Consider the following 17,579-nt stretch of genomic DNA (forward strand, 5'->3'; position numbering starts at 1 on the left):
TTTCCCATCCGAAGATGACTTAAGTCACCTTTGTTTCATGACCTTTCGTACCTTCGCAGAAGATCACAATTCGTTACAATACAGATATGAAAATCCAGTCGCAGGAAGCTGGACGGAAGAGGAGTGTATAATCTATGGCTATGCTTGAAGTGGATCACGTCGTGAAACGATACGGTAGCAAGCTGTCAGTGGATCATTTAAATCTGAGTGTCGGTAAAGGTGAAATTTTTGGATTGCTTGGACCCAATGGAGCAGGGAAAAGTACCACCATTAGCATGATTGCCGGTCTTTTAAATATGGATCAGGGTGAAATTCGGTTGGATGGCATATCGGTCAAGGAACGGCCGCTTGAAGTGAAACGCAAAATCGGACTGGTACCACAGGATCTGGCTCTATATGAAACGATGACTGCTGCGGAGAATGTAACTTTTTTTGCCCGACTATATGGACTCCGTGGAAAAATGCTTAAAGAAAGAGTGCAGGAATCCCTCGAATTTGTAGGTTTGCAGGACAAAGCGAAGGATGCCCCTTCCACTTTCTCTGGCGGTATGAAACGCAGGCTGAACATTGCGTGTGCCATTATGCATCGACCGGATTTAATCATTATGGATGAACCAACAGTGGGCATTGACCCGCAATCACGGAATCATATTTTGGAGTCCGTCCGTACGCTTAATCAGATGGGGTCAACCATTATTTATACAAGTCATTACATGGAGGAAGTTGCTGCAATCAGTCACCGGGTAGCGATTATGGATCAGGGGCATATCATTGCCTGCGGCACCGAAGCAGAACTGAGAGAACGGGTTGCATCTGAGGAAAAAATAGTGCTCACCACTTCGGGCATTGGTCACGACGTTGTGGAGGAGTTAAAACTTCACCCCCGTGTGCGGGCGGTAGAAGTATCAGACGATACATTGACCATTACGCTGCCTTCTGCACAGCAGGACCTACAGGATATGCTCTTCATTTGCAGCAAACATGAAATCTCCATTCAATCGCTCAAGGTTGAAGAGCCTGATTTGGAAACGCTCTTCCTCAATCTGACCGGACGTACGCTTCGGGACTAGGAGGATGTCAGATGAACATATGGCATATTTGCATTTTTGAATTGAGACGGATTCTGAGAATTCGTTCCGTTCTGCTGAATCTGTTTATTCTGCCGCTGCTGCTCATCTTTATATTGGGTACTGCACTCTCCAGTACAATGGGGACGGCAAAAGAAGCCATTCCTGACCCGGTGAGAGTAGGGATCATTCAAACAGAAGAGGATTCCGGTTCTGGAGCGATCAGCGAAGCTTTAAATACATTTGTGACATCTTTGGCAGTAAGCGAAATGATGAAGGTACAGAACATACCTACGGAAAAAGAGGCTGTAAGTGCACTGCGACGTGGTGATCTGGATTTTGCCGTAATTGTCCCATCAGATCTGGAGGAGCAGATCATGAAAGGGGAAGAGGCAAGGTTGCAATGGATATTGGGGAAAGATGGCACGCTCAATGTTGTAGGTGAGACTTTGTTTACGCGGTTCACGGATGAACTGAACAGACAGGTCGCTGCGGCGAAAGTGTTAGGTCCTGACGCAGTAGCTGCAATGTCTGAGCATTCACAGACCAATAGAACGAGCTCTTCATATATAGCCGTCAGCAGTCCCGGAGAAGTGGGTACCTCTTATAGTGCTTCACAATATTATGCAGCTTCCATGCTCGCCATGTTCATGCTTTACTCAGGTATGACAACCAGCAACAGTCTGTTTGGTGAAAGAGATAAAAAAACGCTAACTCGCTTACAAGCAGCTCCAATCGGCAATGGGGTCATTTTTGCAGGGAAAATTGCAGGCAATAGCCTAATTGCTTTCTTGCAGGCCATCATCATCGTACTGGCGACACATTGGTTATATGGTGTGAACTGGGGCACACATCCCTGGCTAATTGTTCTAATCTGTGTGCTGATTACGCTGGCTTCCATGACTCTCGGCGTGATTGTTGCCCTGCTTTTCAAGAATTCCGCATCCGCAAGCGCCGCTCTTCAAGGCATCATTATTGCCATGACATTTATTAGCGGTGGATTTACACCCATTGCCGTTGGTTTTGTACAGCGAATAAGCGAATTTACGGTAAACCACTGGGCTTTGCAAAGTTTTCTGCGGATGATGCTGAACGCTCCCTTAAGTGAGATTATGTACAGCATCATGATGCTTGGTTCGGTATGTGCGGTAATGGTGGCGGCAGCGGGACTGATCTATAGAAAGGCGGGATATCGCTATGAATAGCCTGAATATTGCCTGGCTGATGATCCGGCGCACGATATTGCGAAAACGGGGTTTCATCACATTCTTTCTTCTTCCTTGCCTTGTCGTCACAGGAACAATTGCGTTGTTTGGGAGCGAGGAGGGAACACGTGCAGTCATTCCTTATGTAAACGAGGATCAGGGTGCAGCAGGCAGATGGATCTTGGATGAGCTTGGCCGCAAAGAGGAATATTTGCTCAAACCCATGAAAACCGTTGGGGAAGTTAATGAAGCCATCGCGCAGCAAAGGGGGAGTTCAGGACTCGTCATCCCGGCGCATTACACGGACAATTTACTGCAAGACAAACAGCCTGAAATCCAGCTGGTAGAACTTCGTGTCAGTGAAAGCTCTTATACGCTTAGAGCTGCTGTTGAAGGTTTGGCGGCGGGATTGAATCAATCTGCTTCGGCAGTATTGGCAGCAACAGATGCGGCATCGGGTGAGACTTCTGATCCAGCTCTGGCCCAAGCAAAATTTAAAGAGCTGTTAATTGAACTTGGTAAACATCAAATTTCGGGTGAAGCAACTGAGCTGAAGATTTATCCAAAACCGGGTTTGAACAACGTAACCGGATTTACAATTATGTTCATGATGGGTCTGCTGACCAGTACAGTTGCTGTTATTATGGAAGACCGCAGGCAGCGGACGATGGCAAGAGTTTACACGGCGCCGGTCCGCGCCTATGAAATCGCACTGGGCAATTTTCTGGGAAGTTTTGCGATCGGATTAATCCAAATTGTTTTGGTACTGGGGATTAGCAGATGGGTGCTTCATTATGATGCGGGGATTCCATTTGGCATCCATCTGCTTATTTTGGCCGCATTTATGCTGGTCTCCATGGGGATTGCGAGTACGGTTGCCGGTTTGATTCGTGAATCCAAAAATGCAACCATGCTGAATTCACTGATTATCACACCGACGTGTATGATTGGTGGCTGTTTCTGGCCACTGTCGATCATGCCGGATTACATGCAAAAACTTGCTAATTTTGTTCCGCAGAAATGGGCGATTCAAGCGGTGGAAACAGTCTCTGCTGGTGGTACGTTGTCGGATATCACAATGCCGCTGCTGATACTGTTTGGCATGGCAGCCATTTTGCTGACGGTGGGTTCTGCGATTCTTCGTCCCAGCCAGCCAGGCGTAGATGCGTAATGTGTGAATCGTTTGTATGATGAAGGTAATCACATCGTGTGCCATTGCTGTACAACGAAGAAAATAAGGGATCTGTCGTTTAGCAATAAGAGATAGAAGTATAAACAAAAAGCACGTTCTGCTGAATCGAATTCAGTAAGAACGTGCTTTTTATAATAGAGCAAGGGTGCTCCATACGAAATGTTTGAGTTTAAGGTTGGAGTTGACGCAAGACGGTGATTTCCACCCGTCTATTTTTTTGCCGCCCTGCGGCGGTAGTATTATCCCCAGTTGGGCGCGTATCCGCGTATCCGGCATATTGAAAGCCGTCAGGGTCAAGCTTTTCTTTATCGAGAAAAAATCGTAATACAGACAGTGCGCGTTCACCGGAAAGCTCCCAATTGTCTTTATAGGTAGCGTTCGCCCCGACAGGAACGTTATCCGTATGCCCTTCAATGCTAACAACGGTGCTCAGATCACGGAACAGGCTTGCCAATTTGCTCAGTGTGGGTGCAGCATCACTTTTGAGTGCAGCTTTTCCCTGATCAAACAGGAAGCGGTCACTGAGTGTGATAGAGATGCCTTGCGGCTTGTCCGCAACAAAAATCTGATTTTCCAGTTTATTGTCCTCGATATACTGGGTAATCACATTGAACAAATTTTGCAGCTCCTGCTCCTGTGATCTGAATTGCTCTTCACGCTCCGTAAGTGGCTGATCGTCATCATCTGGCTTACTTGTCTCGGAGCCGGAAGAGGGTCCTTTGCCTTCTCCGGGGTCTTCGCCCTGAATCTGGGAAGGCGGATTCTTGGTAATAGCTTGTCCAGCTGTACCACCAATACCTTCACCTTGATCGAGCAGGGAGTTGGATTGGTTGAAAGTATTTTGCAACGATTGAGTAACCACATCGTATTTACCAGAATCCAGATGGCTCATGGCATACATGATCACAAAAAAGATCAGCAGCAGAGTAATGAGATCGGCATAGGTAATCATCCAGCGATCTCGATGATCTCCAGGTTCACGTTTTCCGCGCCGTTTACTGCGCCGACTCATCCAATCCCTCCTTCACTACAGGACGTGTAATCTGGCGGTGAGTAAGTGTGAAGGACTCCAGCCGTTTACGCACAAGCTGAGGGTTTTCCCCGTTCTGGATGGATAATACGCCTTCGAGCAGCATTTCCATCGTCTGAATTTCGTCTGCTCCACGGGATTTAATTTTGGAAGCAATGGGTAAAAAGATAAGATTGGCACTGGCGACCCCGTAGAGGGTTGCGGTAAAGGCAACAGCAATCGCTGGGCCGAGTCCAGTAGGATCGGTCAGGCTGCCGAGTACCTGAATAAGTCCCATCACGGTACCAATGATACCCATCGTTGGAGCATAACCGCCTGCTGATTCAAAAATTTTGGCATAACCTTCATATTTTTGTTCGACGGAATCAATCTCCATCTCCATGATCTGGCGAACAACATCCTGATCTGTGCCATCGACAACCATCTGAATACCATCTTGCAAAAATGGATGCGGATGGTCCATTACTTTTCGTTCCAGTGCAAGCACGCCTGAGCGGCGAGCGATTGAAGACATATCTACAAGTTCTTCAACCCACTGGCTTGTGTCATTGTTGTTACGCCCAAAGGCCATGCGGAGGGCAGCAGGAATCGTACGCAGCCGATGTGCAGGGAAACTGGCAACAACTGCGGCAATCGTTCCACCAAATACAATTAGAGCAGCCGTCTTTTGCATCAGACCGGATAATTGGCCACCTTCCCATAAAAAACCACTAATGACTGCGGCAATCCCGGCAATAATGCCGATAAGTGTCGCAATATCCATAAATTAACCCACTCCTATCTTTAGTTCGCGATTGCATCACTTGCACAGACGAGGTATAATTATACGGGAACAAATATTCCTATTACTATAAGTTTTCCCATATGTAAATTCGGGGAACTTCGACAATATATAGTGACTATTATTTTAGACGATAGGGTGAGATACGGCAATGAGCGATATTATAATGAGCGACAAAACGTTCGAGATCGAATCAGAGTTTTCTCCCCAAGGTGATCAGCCTGCAGCCATTGAAGAATTGGTGAAGGGCGTTCAGGAGGGGAAGAGATATCAGACATTGCTGGGTGCAACCGGTACGGGTAAGACGTTCACCATTGCACAGACGATTGCCAAGCTGCAACGTCCCACACTGATTATTGCCCACAATAAAACGCTGGCAGCTCAGCTTGCAAGTGAGTTCAAAGACTTTTTTCCAAATAACATGGTTGAGTATTTTGTCAGTTACTACGATTACTTTCAGCCAGAGGCCTATATTCCTTCCTCGGATACGTACATCGAGAAGGATTCAAGTATCAATGAAGAGATCGATAAGTTGCGCCATGCGGCTACGAGTTCATTGTTTGAACGCAGAGATGTCATTATTGTAGCGAGTGTATCCTGCATCTATGGTTTGGGTTCGCCGCACTCCTATTCCAGCATGCTTCTGTCCCTGCGGGTAGGCATGGAGAAACCGCGCAATCAGATTTTGTCCCGTCTGGTGGAGATTCAGTATCAGCGAAATGACATTAACTTTGTGCGTGGTACGTTCCGCGTTCGCGGTGACGTTATCGAGATTTTCCCGGCATCGAAGGGTGAACATGCGATTCGGGTGGAGTTGTTCGGTGATGAGATTGAGAAAATTACGGAGATTGATGTGTTAACCGGAGAACTGGTTGGGGAACGTGAGCACATTGCGATATTCCCGGCATCTCACTTCGTAACCCAGGAAGAGACGATGAAGGTTGCGCTAGTGAATATTGAGCGTGAACTGGAAGAGCGTCTTGAAGTATTGCGTGAACAGGGGAAATTGTTGGAGGCTCAGCGACTGGAGCAACGTACCCGGTACGATATCGAGATGATGAAAGAAGTCGGTTTTTGTTCAGGGATTGAAAACTATTCCGGCCCACTGACATTCCGCGAACGAGGCGATACACCTTACACGCTGATGGACTATTTTCCGGATGATATGTTGATTGTGGTCGATGAGTCCCACGTGACTCTTCCACAGATCCGTGCGATGTATAACGGTGACCAAGCACGGAAGACTGTACTGGTTGATCACGGATTCCGTCTGCCATCTGCGCTGGATAACCGCCCTCTCAAGTTCGATGAGTTTGAAGGGAAGATGGATCAGATTATCTATGTATCTGCGACACCAGGTCCTTACGAGATTGAGCATACGGATACGATGGTGCAACAGATCATTCGTCCAACCGGTCTGCTTGATCCAATTATTGAACTGCGTCCAACGAAGGGGCAGATCGATGACCTGATCGGTGAGATTAATGACCGGATTGCGAAAGACGAGCGGGTCCTGATCACAACATTAACGAAGAAGATGTCCGAGGATTTAACAGATTATCTGAAGGAGATCGGAATCAAGGTACGTTATTTGCACTCCGAGATCAAGACATTGGAGCGTATGGCGATTCTACGTGATCTAAGGCTGGGGGTTTTCCATGTCCTTATCGGAATCAACTTGCTCCGGGAAGGTCTGGATCTTCCTGAAGTTTCTCTGGTAGCCATTTTGGATGCCGATAAAGAAGGCTTCTTACGTTCGGAACGCTCACTGATTCAAACGATTGGCCGGGCGGCGCGGAACAGTGAAGGTCGAGTTATCCTGTACGGTGACAAAGTGACAGATTCGATGGAAAAAGCGATGAAGGAAACGGAACGCCGTCGTGCGATCCAAATTGCGTATAACGAGGAGCATGGCATTACACCACAGACGATTCGCAAAAAAGTGCGTGATGTGATTGAAGCAACCAAAGTTGCCGAATCCAAGAAAGACTATCTTACAGGCGCTGCCGAGAAGATGTCGAAGAAGGAACGTCAGTCGCTTATTCAGCGCCTAGAGGCAGAGATGAAAGACGCAGCCAAAAACTTGCAGTTTGAGCGTGCTGCTGAACTTCGTGATGCATTGCTGGAACTGCGCGCAGAATAGCTTATTAAGGCAGACAGCATAAGTTTAAGATAGAGGCACAGTAGAATGTGTCGCAGCATGGATAGATCTGCAACAAGAGAACGGCCGGGTGGCCGTTCTCTTGTTGAGTCAGGAAATCATTGATATCTACCGATAATTAGACATGTTGAAAACGTAAAATCAGGTCTATACTGATAGAAAAGTTGAAATTGGTTAAAAGGTTTATAGGAAAACATTTGGAAGTCGTGTACCCAGGAGCCGAGCCAAAGGCAATGGCGACCTATCGCGAACGAGGCGAAGCCGTGAGCGCCCTCTCGTGGTAGAGCGGCCTTCCAAGAGACCGGCGATCGGCCGGGATCTTGGACGAAGCTGCGGGCACACGACAACCTTCACATAGCAAGACCCAACCTCTCACCATTGCACCGCCTGTTTCGGGTGTCCAGAGGGCTGCGCCCTCTGGGGCCCTCCCTTGGAAGGGAGGGTTTGGGAGGGATTGAAAAGCCTTTAAAAAAGGTTGGAATTTCAACATTGAAAGGATGAATACCATTGGCGAGCGAGAACATTGTCATCAAAGGCGCGCGAGCGCATAACCTCAAAAACATTGATATCACCATCCCGCGTGACCGTTTTGTTGTATTGACCGGTCTGAGTGGCTCAGGCAAGTCCTCGCTGGCTTTTGATACGATATATGCCGAAGGACAGCGACGTTACGTTGAATCATTATCGGCTTATGCACGGCAGTTTCTGGGGCAGATGGAGAAACCGGACGTTGATTCCATTGAAGGATTGTCACCGGCTATTTCCATAGATCAGAAAACGACAAGCCGTAACCCGCGTTCCACCGTCGGAACCGTTACGGAAATCTATGACTACCTGCGTCTGTTATTTGCACGTGTGGGACATCCTCATTGTCCGGATCATGGCGTCGAAATTAGTTCCCAGACCGTAGAACAGATGGTTGACCGCATAATGCAATATCCTGAGCGGACCCGGTTGCAGATTCTGGCACCGATTGTCTCTGGACGCAAGGGTGAACACAAAAGTATATTTGCCGATGTGTCCAAGCAGGGCTTCGTTCGTGTACGGGTGAACGGGGAATTACGTGATTTGTCGGAAGATATTCAATTGGAGAAGAACAAAAAGCATACGATTGAAGTCGTCGTTGACCGGATCGTAATTAAGGAAGATGTGCAATCACGTTTGGCCGATTCTATTGAGACTGCACTTAATCTGTCCGGTGGACAGCTGCTGGTAGATATTATGGGTGAGGAAGAACTGCGCTTCAGTTCCAACTTTGCCTGCCCGGTGTGCGGGTTCAGTATTGAAGAGCTGGCGCCGCGCATGTTTTCGTTCAACAGCCCATTTGGAGCCTGCCCGGATTGTGATGGATTAGGTGTCAAAATGATTGTTGACCCGGACCTGTTGGTACCGGATCGCAGCAAAACAATTGAAGAGGGTGCGTTTGATGCCTGGACAGGTGGTACATCCACCTATTATCCGCAGTTCCTCAAATCGGTATGCGAACACTTTAACATTCCGCAAAACGTACCTGTAGAAGATCTGCCTGCTGAACAAATGAACAAGCTGTTGCAGGGTACAGGTACGGAGAAAATTCGTTTCCGGTACGAGAATGATTTTGGACAACGGAAAGAAGCATTGGTTACCTTTGAAGGTATTGTGAATAATTTGGAGCGTCGTTACCGTGAGACAGCATCCGAAGGTATCCGTGAATTCATTGAAGGTTATATGAGTGCCAAGCCTTGTGGAACATGTAAAGGACAGCGACTGAAACGTGAAAGCCTTGCTGTTACGATTAACGATCACAACATGGCATATGTGACAAGTTTGTCCATTGGAGAAGCTGGCCGTTTCTTCGATTCGCTACAATTGAGTGAGAAAGAAGAAATAATCGCCAAACTTATTTTAAAAGAAATCAACAGCCGTCTCGGCTTCCTAGTAAACGTAGGACTAGATTATCTGACCCTGAGCCGTGCTGCAGGAACGTTGTCCGGTGGTGAAGCCCAGCGGATCAGACTGGCGACACAGATTGGTTCCAGCCTGATGGGTGTACTGTATATTCTGGATGAGCCGAGTATCGGTCTGCATCAACGGGATAACGATCGTCTGATCTCAACTCTCGCTCATATGCGGGATATCGGTAACACACTGATCGTGGTTGAACATGATGAGGATACGATGATGGCCGCCGATTATATTATCGATATTGGTCCTGGGGCAGGTATCCACGGTGGTACCATCATGTCGCAGGGTACACCGGAAGAAATCATGAATGACGAGAACTCGCTAACGGGTCAATATCTGAGTGGGCGCAAGTTTATTCCGGTACGTACGGAACGCCGTAGTGTCGGGGACCGCTGGTTGGAAGTGCGTGGAGCGAAGGAAAATAACCTGAAAAACCTCAATGTAAAAATTCCAGTGGGTGTATTTACCGCAGTAACGGGTGTATCCGGCTCGGGTAAATCAACGCTAATTAATGAGATTTTGTATAAAACGCTGGCGCGTGACCTGAACCGCGCACGAGTACGCCCAGGTCAGCACAAAGAGATTCGCGGTCTGGAACATATCGATAAAGTCATTGATATTGACCAGTCTCCAATCGGACGGACACCACGCTCCAACCCGGCTACTTATACAGGCGTCTTTGATGACATCCGTGATCTGTTTGCACAGACCAATGAAGCCAAAGTGCGCGGATACAAAAAAGGTCGGTTCAGTTTCAATATTAAAGGTGGACGTTGTGAAGCATGCCGCGGGGACGGCATTATCAAAATTGAGATGCACTTCCTGCCAGATGTCTACGTGCCTTGTGAGGTCTGCAAAGGCAAACGGTATAATCGCGAAACACTTGAAGTCAAATACAAAAATAGAAATATTGCAGATGTGTTGGAAATGACGGTAGAGGATGCAACGCAGTTCTTCGAGAACATTCCGAAAATTCATCGCAAAATGCAAACCTTGCTCGACGTGGGTTTGGGCTACATTAATTTGGGCCAGCCTGCAACAACGTTGTCCGGTGGTGAAGCACAACGCGTGAAGCTCGCTTCCGAGCTGTATCGTCGTAGTACGGGTAAAACGATCTATATTCTGGATGAGCCAACGACCGGTCTTCATGTCGATGATATTGATCGTCTGCTGAACGTCCTGCACCGTCTGGTGGATTCCGGTGAATCGGTACTCGTTATCGAGCATAACCTGGATGTTATCAAAACAGCCGATTATATCGTTGATCTGGGTCCGGAAGGTGGAAGCGGTGGCGGAACCATTGTTGCGACAGGTACGCCTGAGGATATTATTAAAGTGGAAGCTTCCTATACCGGTAAGTACTTGAAGCCAGTATTGGATCGGGATACGGAACGAAGCAAGACGTTACAATTGACGGAGTAAATGCTCCGGTTTACAGGTTGTTTGTGAATATCTAACCCTTCTTTTCATGAAGTAGGTGGCATAGGTGTATGATCTGATGTCCTCTTCTTTCGAGGAGAAGGGTTTTCTGATATTTTACCGTTGTGCCAATCTTAATATGACATCGGTGAAAGTGTTTACATATGTGGTAGAGCAAGCATTCCATCAATCTACTGCCAAACTGGATTTTTTTCATTTTTCTGGATGATAGGGCTTGCATTACAAGCAGGGTACAGATAACATAGAGGAAGATATTAGGGTATGCGTTTAGCTGTTCAACTATGGTGAGGAGGTCTGTCTATCCATGCTGTTTGCAGAAGCTGCCGCGGCGAGTACTTCGAATTTTAATGCGTTTGATATTTTTGTCATCTTATTTACGATCCTGATTTTCATTGGAGTTGTCCGACTGGTTCGCGCACCGAAGAAGAATTTGTTTGCTATCGGATTTGCAGTGGTTAGTCTGCTGGTATTCCTTTTGACGGACTATGCCATGATTACCGGTTGGTTTGGTTCGTAGAGACACCGCTGAACTTATTTGAAAACAGCAAGTAGAAGAACAGACAAACACTTTCCAGAGAATTAAGGAGGGTGTTTTTTTGTGTTTTGCAGAGTGGTTCGGATAATACGGTCTTCTCTATCGAAATTAGGTCTTAAAGAGATTGTACAGGAATAATTTGTATGTTAAATTTGAGGATACCGGTATTGCAGATAATAGAGAAAGAGATTCAGTAATGGATCATATGGTTCGGTTGCATAACGGAGGATATATAGAGAGGGTTAGGTGAGAGAATGAGAGTGTTGGGGAAAAAGGGCGTAGCCATACTGATGGCTGCTGTACTCTCGATCAGTGTTGCAGCAACGGCTGGGGCAGCGGAGTCTTCATCAAGTATGCAAGCCAAAATGGTAGATGGACAAGTATATGTTAGTTCAAAGGATTTGGTCAAAGCGCTCGGAGGAAGTGGGCAATATGACGCCAAGTCTGGAACGTTTCAGTATAAGGGCAGTGAAGCAGTCCCGAAAGTAATTGAAAAAGTATCTCCTTCTGTTGTAGGCATTATCGGCAAATCTACTGAATTACAGGATGGCGTCACATCGGATCGCTATAACCTAGCTCATGGCACTGGCGTGATCATCCGCTCCAACGGCTGGATTGTGACGAATGCCCATGTGGTTGATGGATTAATCAATCCGTTGGTCGTGACGACTGATGGCAATACATATAAAATCACCAAAACATACAGTGACCCGTTAAGCGATATCGCTCTAATCAAAATTAATGCCAAATCTCTTAAACCGGCGACCTTCGCCAAAGCCTCCCAAACAACCGTTGGAGAAACCGTCATTGCCATCGGCACACCGATTTCCTTCTCTTTGCGTAACTCGGCGACAGTGGGCGTAATCAGTGGTCTTAATCGGGGAGTGGAGGCCACCTATCGGTTGATTCAAACAGATACAGCCATTAACCCTGGCAACAGCGGCGGACCGCTAGTCAACCTCAAAGGTGAAGTTGTTGGTATTAACTCTATGAAATTTTCAGCAGTAGGTATCGAGAGCATGGGATTTTCAATTCCAGTAGATACCGTTCAATATATTATCAATCAGTTCTTTGAATACGGGAAAATCAAGCGTGCAAGCCTCGGCTTGCAACTGGAAGAGAGCTGGTCAGCGATTGTGGGCCTGCCTACAGATGATCCTTTGACGATTACGGGTGTGCTGTCAGCTCAAGCGAAGAAAGCCAAAATTAAAGAGGGGGATGTGTTATACAGTGTGGCAGGCACACGTGTGTCCTCTGTGGTGGATATCAATGAGTTGCTCAAAACGTATGTGCCAGGACAGAAAGTCAAACTGTTAATGCAAACGGACGGCGATATTGTCACTCGTACGGTGGTCCTTGCTGATCGAGCGGATATCCAAGACGATGAAGATGAGCAGTTCACTGTAGATGAAGATCAATAAAGCCCGGCGAGCAATCCGGATCCAGAGAGGACGAATGAACGGAATGAAAAAATCATTTTTACGTGTGCTAAGCACAGGTATGTTAGCCGGGATGCTGAGCATTGGAGCGGCATTGCCTGCGTGGGCATCCGATCTTATAACAAGTGAGCTGCGGATCACAGCGGGTAGTACGAGCGTTTATATCAACGGCAGCAAGCAGGCAATCGCCAAACCATATATGTTCAAAGGGGTTACGATGGTTCCTGTCGGTGTATTCAAGAAGGCTTTTGGCAGCGAGATCCGACTGGAGAAGAATGATGTGGTCAAAGTTAAGGAAGGTCCGCATACTGTCACCTTAACCATTGGCAGTTCGATTGCCTGGGTGGATGGAGTCAAAAAAGAGATGGGCGCAGCCCCAAAAATGGTAAATGGCGTGCTTATGGTACCACTCCGCCCGGTAGCTGCGGGGATTGGCGCTACACTTGCTCCAAGCAGTTCAGGAGAAATGGTCATTCGATTATTGCAAACGGACGAATCGGAGGATGAGGACGAGGGCGGCATTAATCTGGACGAAGGCAAAACGAGAATTGGTAACAGTTATTACGGCTGGTCCATTAATTACCCATCCGACCTCATGATTCTGCAAACGGGTGAGCAGGAGCGCATGATGACATTTGGCGCGGAGGACAGCAGTTATTATCTTGAAGTGTATGTGAGTGACCAGGATGTGAATTTGGATTCGGATGATTTGTTACAGCAGCTTGTTCAGGAAGCAAAAGAGAGCGGAGATACGGTGCTCGATCGGGAATCGATTGCCAAAGGGAAAACACCTTATGCCCGGATTGTGGTTAAGGATGCGGACGGGGTGTTATGGGAAATGCGCCAATATATCCATGATGGTCGCCAATATGACGTATACCTCGCGGATTATGGAGCACTGAATTACAAGGATCTGGGCAAACGTGCAGCGCTACTCAATTCATTCCAGCCTACTTATGCTCAGTCCGATCGTACAATTAAGGATCTTTCAACCGTGGATGAGGGTATGCGCTCTACCTGGAATGATGATTATGGCATTGAACTGAAGATTCCAGCAGGCTGGTCCATGGACAACACCCAGATGATATACGAAGCCAAGGATGGTGCATATCTGCAACTACGTGTTACATCTGCACCGAAAGGTGCGACGGTCAAAGAGTGGAGTGGCCAACTGGACAAGTGGATGCGTGAGACATTCACGCCGGAAAGTTATGAGCCGATAGGTTCGTATACGATGGATGTATCAGGCGAGACTGCCGAAGTGAATGAGTTCCGTTATAACTTTGGCGATGGATGGCAGACGGAGTTCGATGTTCTTTTGCAAAAAAATGGCTATCGCTATTATGCAGAGTATACGTTCCCTGAGGAGCAGACGAAGGATCGGGAATGGTTTAAGAGTATCATGAAGAGTGTTGAGATTGATTTTGATACCGTATCTGATAATTTCGGACAGCTGGATGAAGACCCATATTTGACGGATAAAACAAAATCTGTGACACGAACGTCCAAACGTTATCATTACAGTGTAGATATTCCACGTTACTGGACGCCGTACAATGATCGGTTTGAGTATTCTCCTGTGGTTTATACCTTCACAGGTGGTCAATTCTCCATTGCCGCGAGTGAGGACAAATCCATTGAAATGACTGTCAGTCAACTTAGAGAGGCGTATGCGGAAGCAACCAAAACTCGTAAAAACTTCAAATTGATTAGCAGTGAGGAGTTGACGTTTGCGGGTGTACCTGCGTTTTCCTTTATCTATCATGAAGTGGACAATGGTGTGCCGTATACCGGACGTCAGATCGTGTTTGAACAGAACGGAACGACGTATACCATTACGAGCGGGCTGAATGACGCCAACAAGACGGAAGTCCAGGCAGCAGCGCTGGAAAAAGCCGTGAACTCATTTACTTTTATCAAATAATACGAAATACTGAAATAAGATGTATGTTGCCGGAGGGTCGAGAGACCTTCCGGTTTTTAGTATATGCATGTTGAGTGAGATGGAAATGAAAATGATAAACGGTTTTTTCAGGAAAGCGTAGAAGACTCGTTGCAGAAGTGGTACACTATACTAGTTCAGGAGTTATGACTGCTGTTCTGAAAAATAAGAATGACTGTAGGCTTGGGAATCAGGCAATACAGACATAATGTATAGATATAGCGATACAGTGACAATGCAGGCGTATGGAATCAAGGAACAGGATTAGCGTACAGGGTATTAGGGATGAAATCCGGCTATGCCGGTTATGGGGAGGATACACATGAAAACAGCAACAATACGAAGAGAAGACGTTGAGCTTCTGGCACCCGCAGGTGACTGGGACTGTATGCGTTCGGCGGTAGCCAACGGCGCGGATGCGATTTTCTTCGGAGTCGAAAAATTTAATGCACGGGCACGGGCGAACAATTTCCGTATGGACGAGCTGCCTGAGATTATGGCGTTTTTGCACAGTTATGGCGTAAAAGGTTTTTTGACCTTTAATATATTGATTTTTGAAAATGAATTGACGGATGCCAAAGAACTGATCGACGCTTGTGTCGATGCAGGTGTGGACGCCGTGATTGTACAGGATTTGGGTCTGGTCAAAATGATTCGCGAGATCTCGCCGGATTTCCCGATCCACGGTTCAACCCAAATGACGATTACGTCACCGGAAGCGGTGGAGTTTACGAAGCCGTTTGATATGGAACGTGTCGTGCTTGGACGGGAGAACAACCTGAAGCAGATTCAGAAGATCGGAGAACAGGCGAAGTTGCCGATGGAAGTATTTGTTCACGGTGCATTGTGTGTGTCTTATTCCGGGCAATGTCTGACTTCTGAAATGTGGGGCGGACGCTCCGCCAACCGTGGGGAATGTGCACAGGCTTGTCGTCTGCCGTACGACCTGATGGTAGATGGCGAGCATAAACCAATGGGCGATGTGGCGTATCTGCTGTCTCCGAAGGATCTGGCTGCGATTGACTTGATGCCGGAACTGATCGAAGCAGGCGTAACTTCCTTCAAAATCGAAGGACGTCTCAAAACGCCGGAATACGTGGCCAACGTGGTTAGTAAATACCGCAAAGCGATTGACCGTTACTTTGATGGAGATAATACTCCTCCAAGTAAGGAAGAAGTTCGTGAATTGCAACAGAGCTTCTCTCGTGGATTCACACACGGTTTCCTGGACGGAACGAATAATAAACAGCTGGTTGACGGTACGTTCCCGAAAAGCCGTGGCGTCTATCTGGGTCGTGTAGACCAAGTATTGCGTGATGGTGTCGTCCTGAAGCTTGATGCACCAGTGAAACGTGGAGACGGAATTGTATTTGATGCCGGAGATCCGACGAAGAAGGAAGAGGGCGGGCGTGTCTACGATGTACGTCGCAAAGGCGTGAAGCTTGAAGGCGAAGCAGAGGAAGGCTGGATCGTGGACGTTGTACCAGGCCGTAGTGACGTGGACCTGCGCCGCGTGAAAGTTGGCGACAAAGTATGGAAAACGAATGATCCAGCGCTGGACAAACGTCTGCGTCAGAGCTTTGAAATCGAGAAGCCTTATCGTATCTTCCCGGTAAACGTAAAAGTTATCGGCAGCCCAGGGCAGCCGCTTAGCACATGGTGGACGGACGTGCAGAAGGGCACGACGGTCCGTGTTAATTCCGAGATGGAACTGGATATCGCCCAGAAGCGTCCAATGACACACGAATTGCTCGAAGAGCAATTCGGACGTCTGGGCGGCACTGTGTTCCAGCTGGAAGAATTGGACGTCAACTTGCACGGTGACGTCATCATCCCGATGCGCGAGTTGAATAATATTCGCCGTCAGGCGGTGGAACAACTCGCGGGCGAGCGCCCTAAACCGCCCGTCTACGTGAAACGGGCGGTGGAAGTCTACGGCGATGCGGTTAAACCGGCAGCGCCAGTTGCTCGCGGTCATGCGGAGCTGACAGCGCTATGCCGCAGCCTGCCACAAGTGGAGGCAGCGCTGGAAGCAGGTGTCGGCATGATCTACGCCGACTTCGAGTTTATCAAGCAGTTCCCGGCAGCGGTGGAAGCTGTTCGTGCCGCAGGCCGCAAGATTGCGTTGGCAACACCACGCATTCATATGCCTGGCGAGAACGGATATCACAACAACATCCTGCGTTTGCAGCCGGATGCTGTGCTCGTACGTAATACGGGTGCGTTATACTTCTACTTGCGCCATCGGATGGAGAACCCGGATGCGAAGCACCCGGAATTGATCGGTGACTTCTCACTCAACATCGCCAATCACAAAGCAGTGGAACTGTTCCTGGAAGCGGGTTGTGACTGGATTACACCTTCTTATGACCTGAACATTCAGCAAATGGTTGATTTGCTGGGACACTCCCGTACAAGTCAGACGGAAGTCGTTATTCATCAGCATTTGCCGATGTTCCATACCGAGCACTGTGTGTACTGTACGTTTATGAGTGAAGGAACGGACTTTACGAACTGTGGACGTCCATGTGAAGATCACCGGGCTTCCTTGCAAGACCGGATCGGCATGTCTCACCCGGTACGTGTGGACGAAGGTTGCCGTAATACCGTGTATAATGCGGTGGAACAATCCGGTGCAGAATACCTGACCAACTTCATGGATCTGGGTGTATCCCGCTACCGTGTGGAATTCCTGGAGGAAACTCCAGAGCAGGTGCGTGAGGTTATTGATCTGTATAACCGTGCTCTGCGTGGCGAGATCAGTGGTACACAAGTTTGGAAAACGCTGAAAGCAACAAACCAGCTTGGCGTAACGCGTGGTCAACTGGTGAAATAATAGATCG

The 17,579-nt window shown here is 47.7% G+C and carries 11 protein-coding genes; 9 read left to right on the forward strand and 2 right to left on the reverse strand.

What is annotated here, in order from left to right:
* The first annotated feature begins 134 nt into the window (after positions 1–134).
* From CRO25_RS15990 to CRO25_RS16000, 3 genes are read left to right on the forward strand one after another with little or no spacing between them, the layout of a single operon-like run.
* A complete protein-coding gene (locus CRO25_RS15990; protein WP_079695673.1) occupies positions 135–1,070 on the forward strand; it encodes an ABC transporter ATP-binding protein in 936 nt (311 codons plus the stop codon).
* Between the two features lie 11 nt (positions 1,071–1,081).
* A complete protein-coding gene (locus tag CRO25_RS15995; protein WP_079695674.1) occupies positions 1,082–2,272 on the forward strand; it encodes an ABC transporter permease in 1,191 nt (396 codons plus the stop codon).
* Complete coding sequence (locus CRO25_RS16000; protein ID WP_079695675.1) at positions 2,265–3,443, forward strand: ABC transporter permease; 1,179 nt, start codon at positions 2,265–2,267, stop codon at positions 3,441–3,443. The genes CRO25_RS15995 and CRO25_RS16000 overlap by 8 nt, the downstream gene beginning before the upstream one ends.
* 190 nt (positions 3,444–3,633) lie before the next feature.
* Here the strand turns inward: CRO25_RS16000 and CRO25_RS16005 are convergent, their stop codons facing one another.
* Together CRO25_RS16005 and CRO25_RS16010 are read right to left on the reverse strand one after the other, a co-directional pair.
* Positions 3,634–4,476: a flagellar motor protein MotB gene (locus CRO25_RS16005; RefSeq protein ID WP_079695676.1), complete on the reverse strand. Its 843-nt coding sequence runs from the start codon at positions 4,474–4,476 to the stop codon at positions 3,634–3,636.
* On the reverse strand, positions 4,460–5,257 hold the full coding sequence (locus CRO25_RS16010) for a flagellar motor protein (protein ID WP_063567500.1): 798 nt from the start codon (positions 5,255–5,257) through the stop codon (positions 4,460–4,462). The genes CRO25_RS16005 and CRO25_RS16010 overlap by 17 nt, the downstream gene beginning before the upstream one ends.
* Positions 5,258–5,426: 169 nt before the next feature.
* Here CRO25_RS16010 and uvrB point away from each other — a divergent pair, with 169 nt between their 5' ends.
* The 6 genes from uvrB to CRO25_RS16040 all read left to right on the forward strand — a co-directional run bounded on the left by uvrB (position 5,427) and on the right by CRO25_RS16040 (position 17,572).
* On the forward strand, positions 5,427–7,418 hold the full coding sequence (gene uvrB, locus CRO25_RS16015) for an excinuclease ABC subunit UvrB (RefSeq protein ID WP_063567499.1): 1,992 nt from the start codon (positions 5,427–5,429) through the stop codon (positions 7,416–7,418).
* Positions 7,419–7,943: 525 nt separating this feature from the next.
* Positions 7,944–10,802 (forward strand): excinuclease ABC subunit UvrA, encoded by a 2,859-nt coding sequence (uvrA, locus tag CRO25_RS16020; protein ID WP_079695677.1) that lies wholly within the window; start codon positions 7,944–7,946, stop codon positions 10,800–10,802.
* A gap of 322 nt (positions 10,803–11,124) precedes the next feature.
* Positions 11,125–11,337 (forward strand): hypothetical protein, encoded by a 213-nt coding sequence (locus tag CRO25_RS16025; protein WP_063567497.1) that lies wholly within the window; start codon positions 11,125–11,127, stop codon positions 11,335–11,337.
* Positions 11,338–11,609: 272 nt separating this feature from the next.
* Positions 11,610–12,776: a S1C family serine protease gene (locus CRO25_RS16030; protein ID WP_256336402.1), complete on the forward strand. Its 1,167-nt coding sequence runs from the start codon at positions 11,610–11,612 to the stop codon at positions 12,774–12,776.
* 43 nt (positions 12,777–12,819) lie between these two features.
* On the forward strand, positions 12,820–14,718 hold the full coding sequence (locus tag CRO25_RS16035; RefSeq protein WP_257018613.1) for a stalk domain-containing protein: 1,899 nt from the start codon (positions 12,820–12,822) through the stop codon (positions 14,716–14,718).
* A gap of 340 nt (positions 14,719–15,058) precedes the next feature.
* A complete protein-coding gene (locus tag CRO25_RS16040; RefSeq protein WP_072733564.1) occupies positions 15,059–17,572 on the forward strand; it encodes a U32 family peptidase in 2,514 nt (837 codons plus the stop codon).
* The last annotated feature ends 7 nt before the right edge of the window (positions 17,573–17,579 follow it).

Source organism: Paenibacillus sp. RU5M (assembly GCF_900221055.1).
Classification (GTDB): Bacteria; Bacillota; Bacilli; order Paenibacillales; family Paenibacillaceae; genus Paenibacillus; species Paenibacillus marchantiae.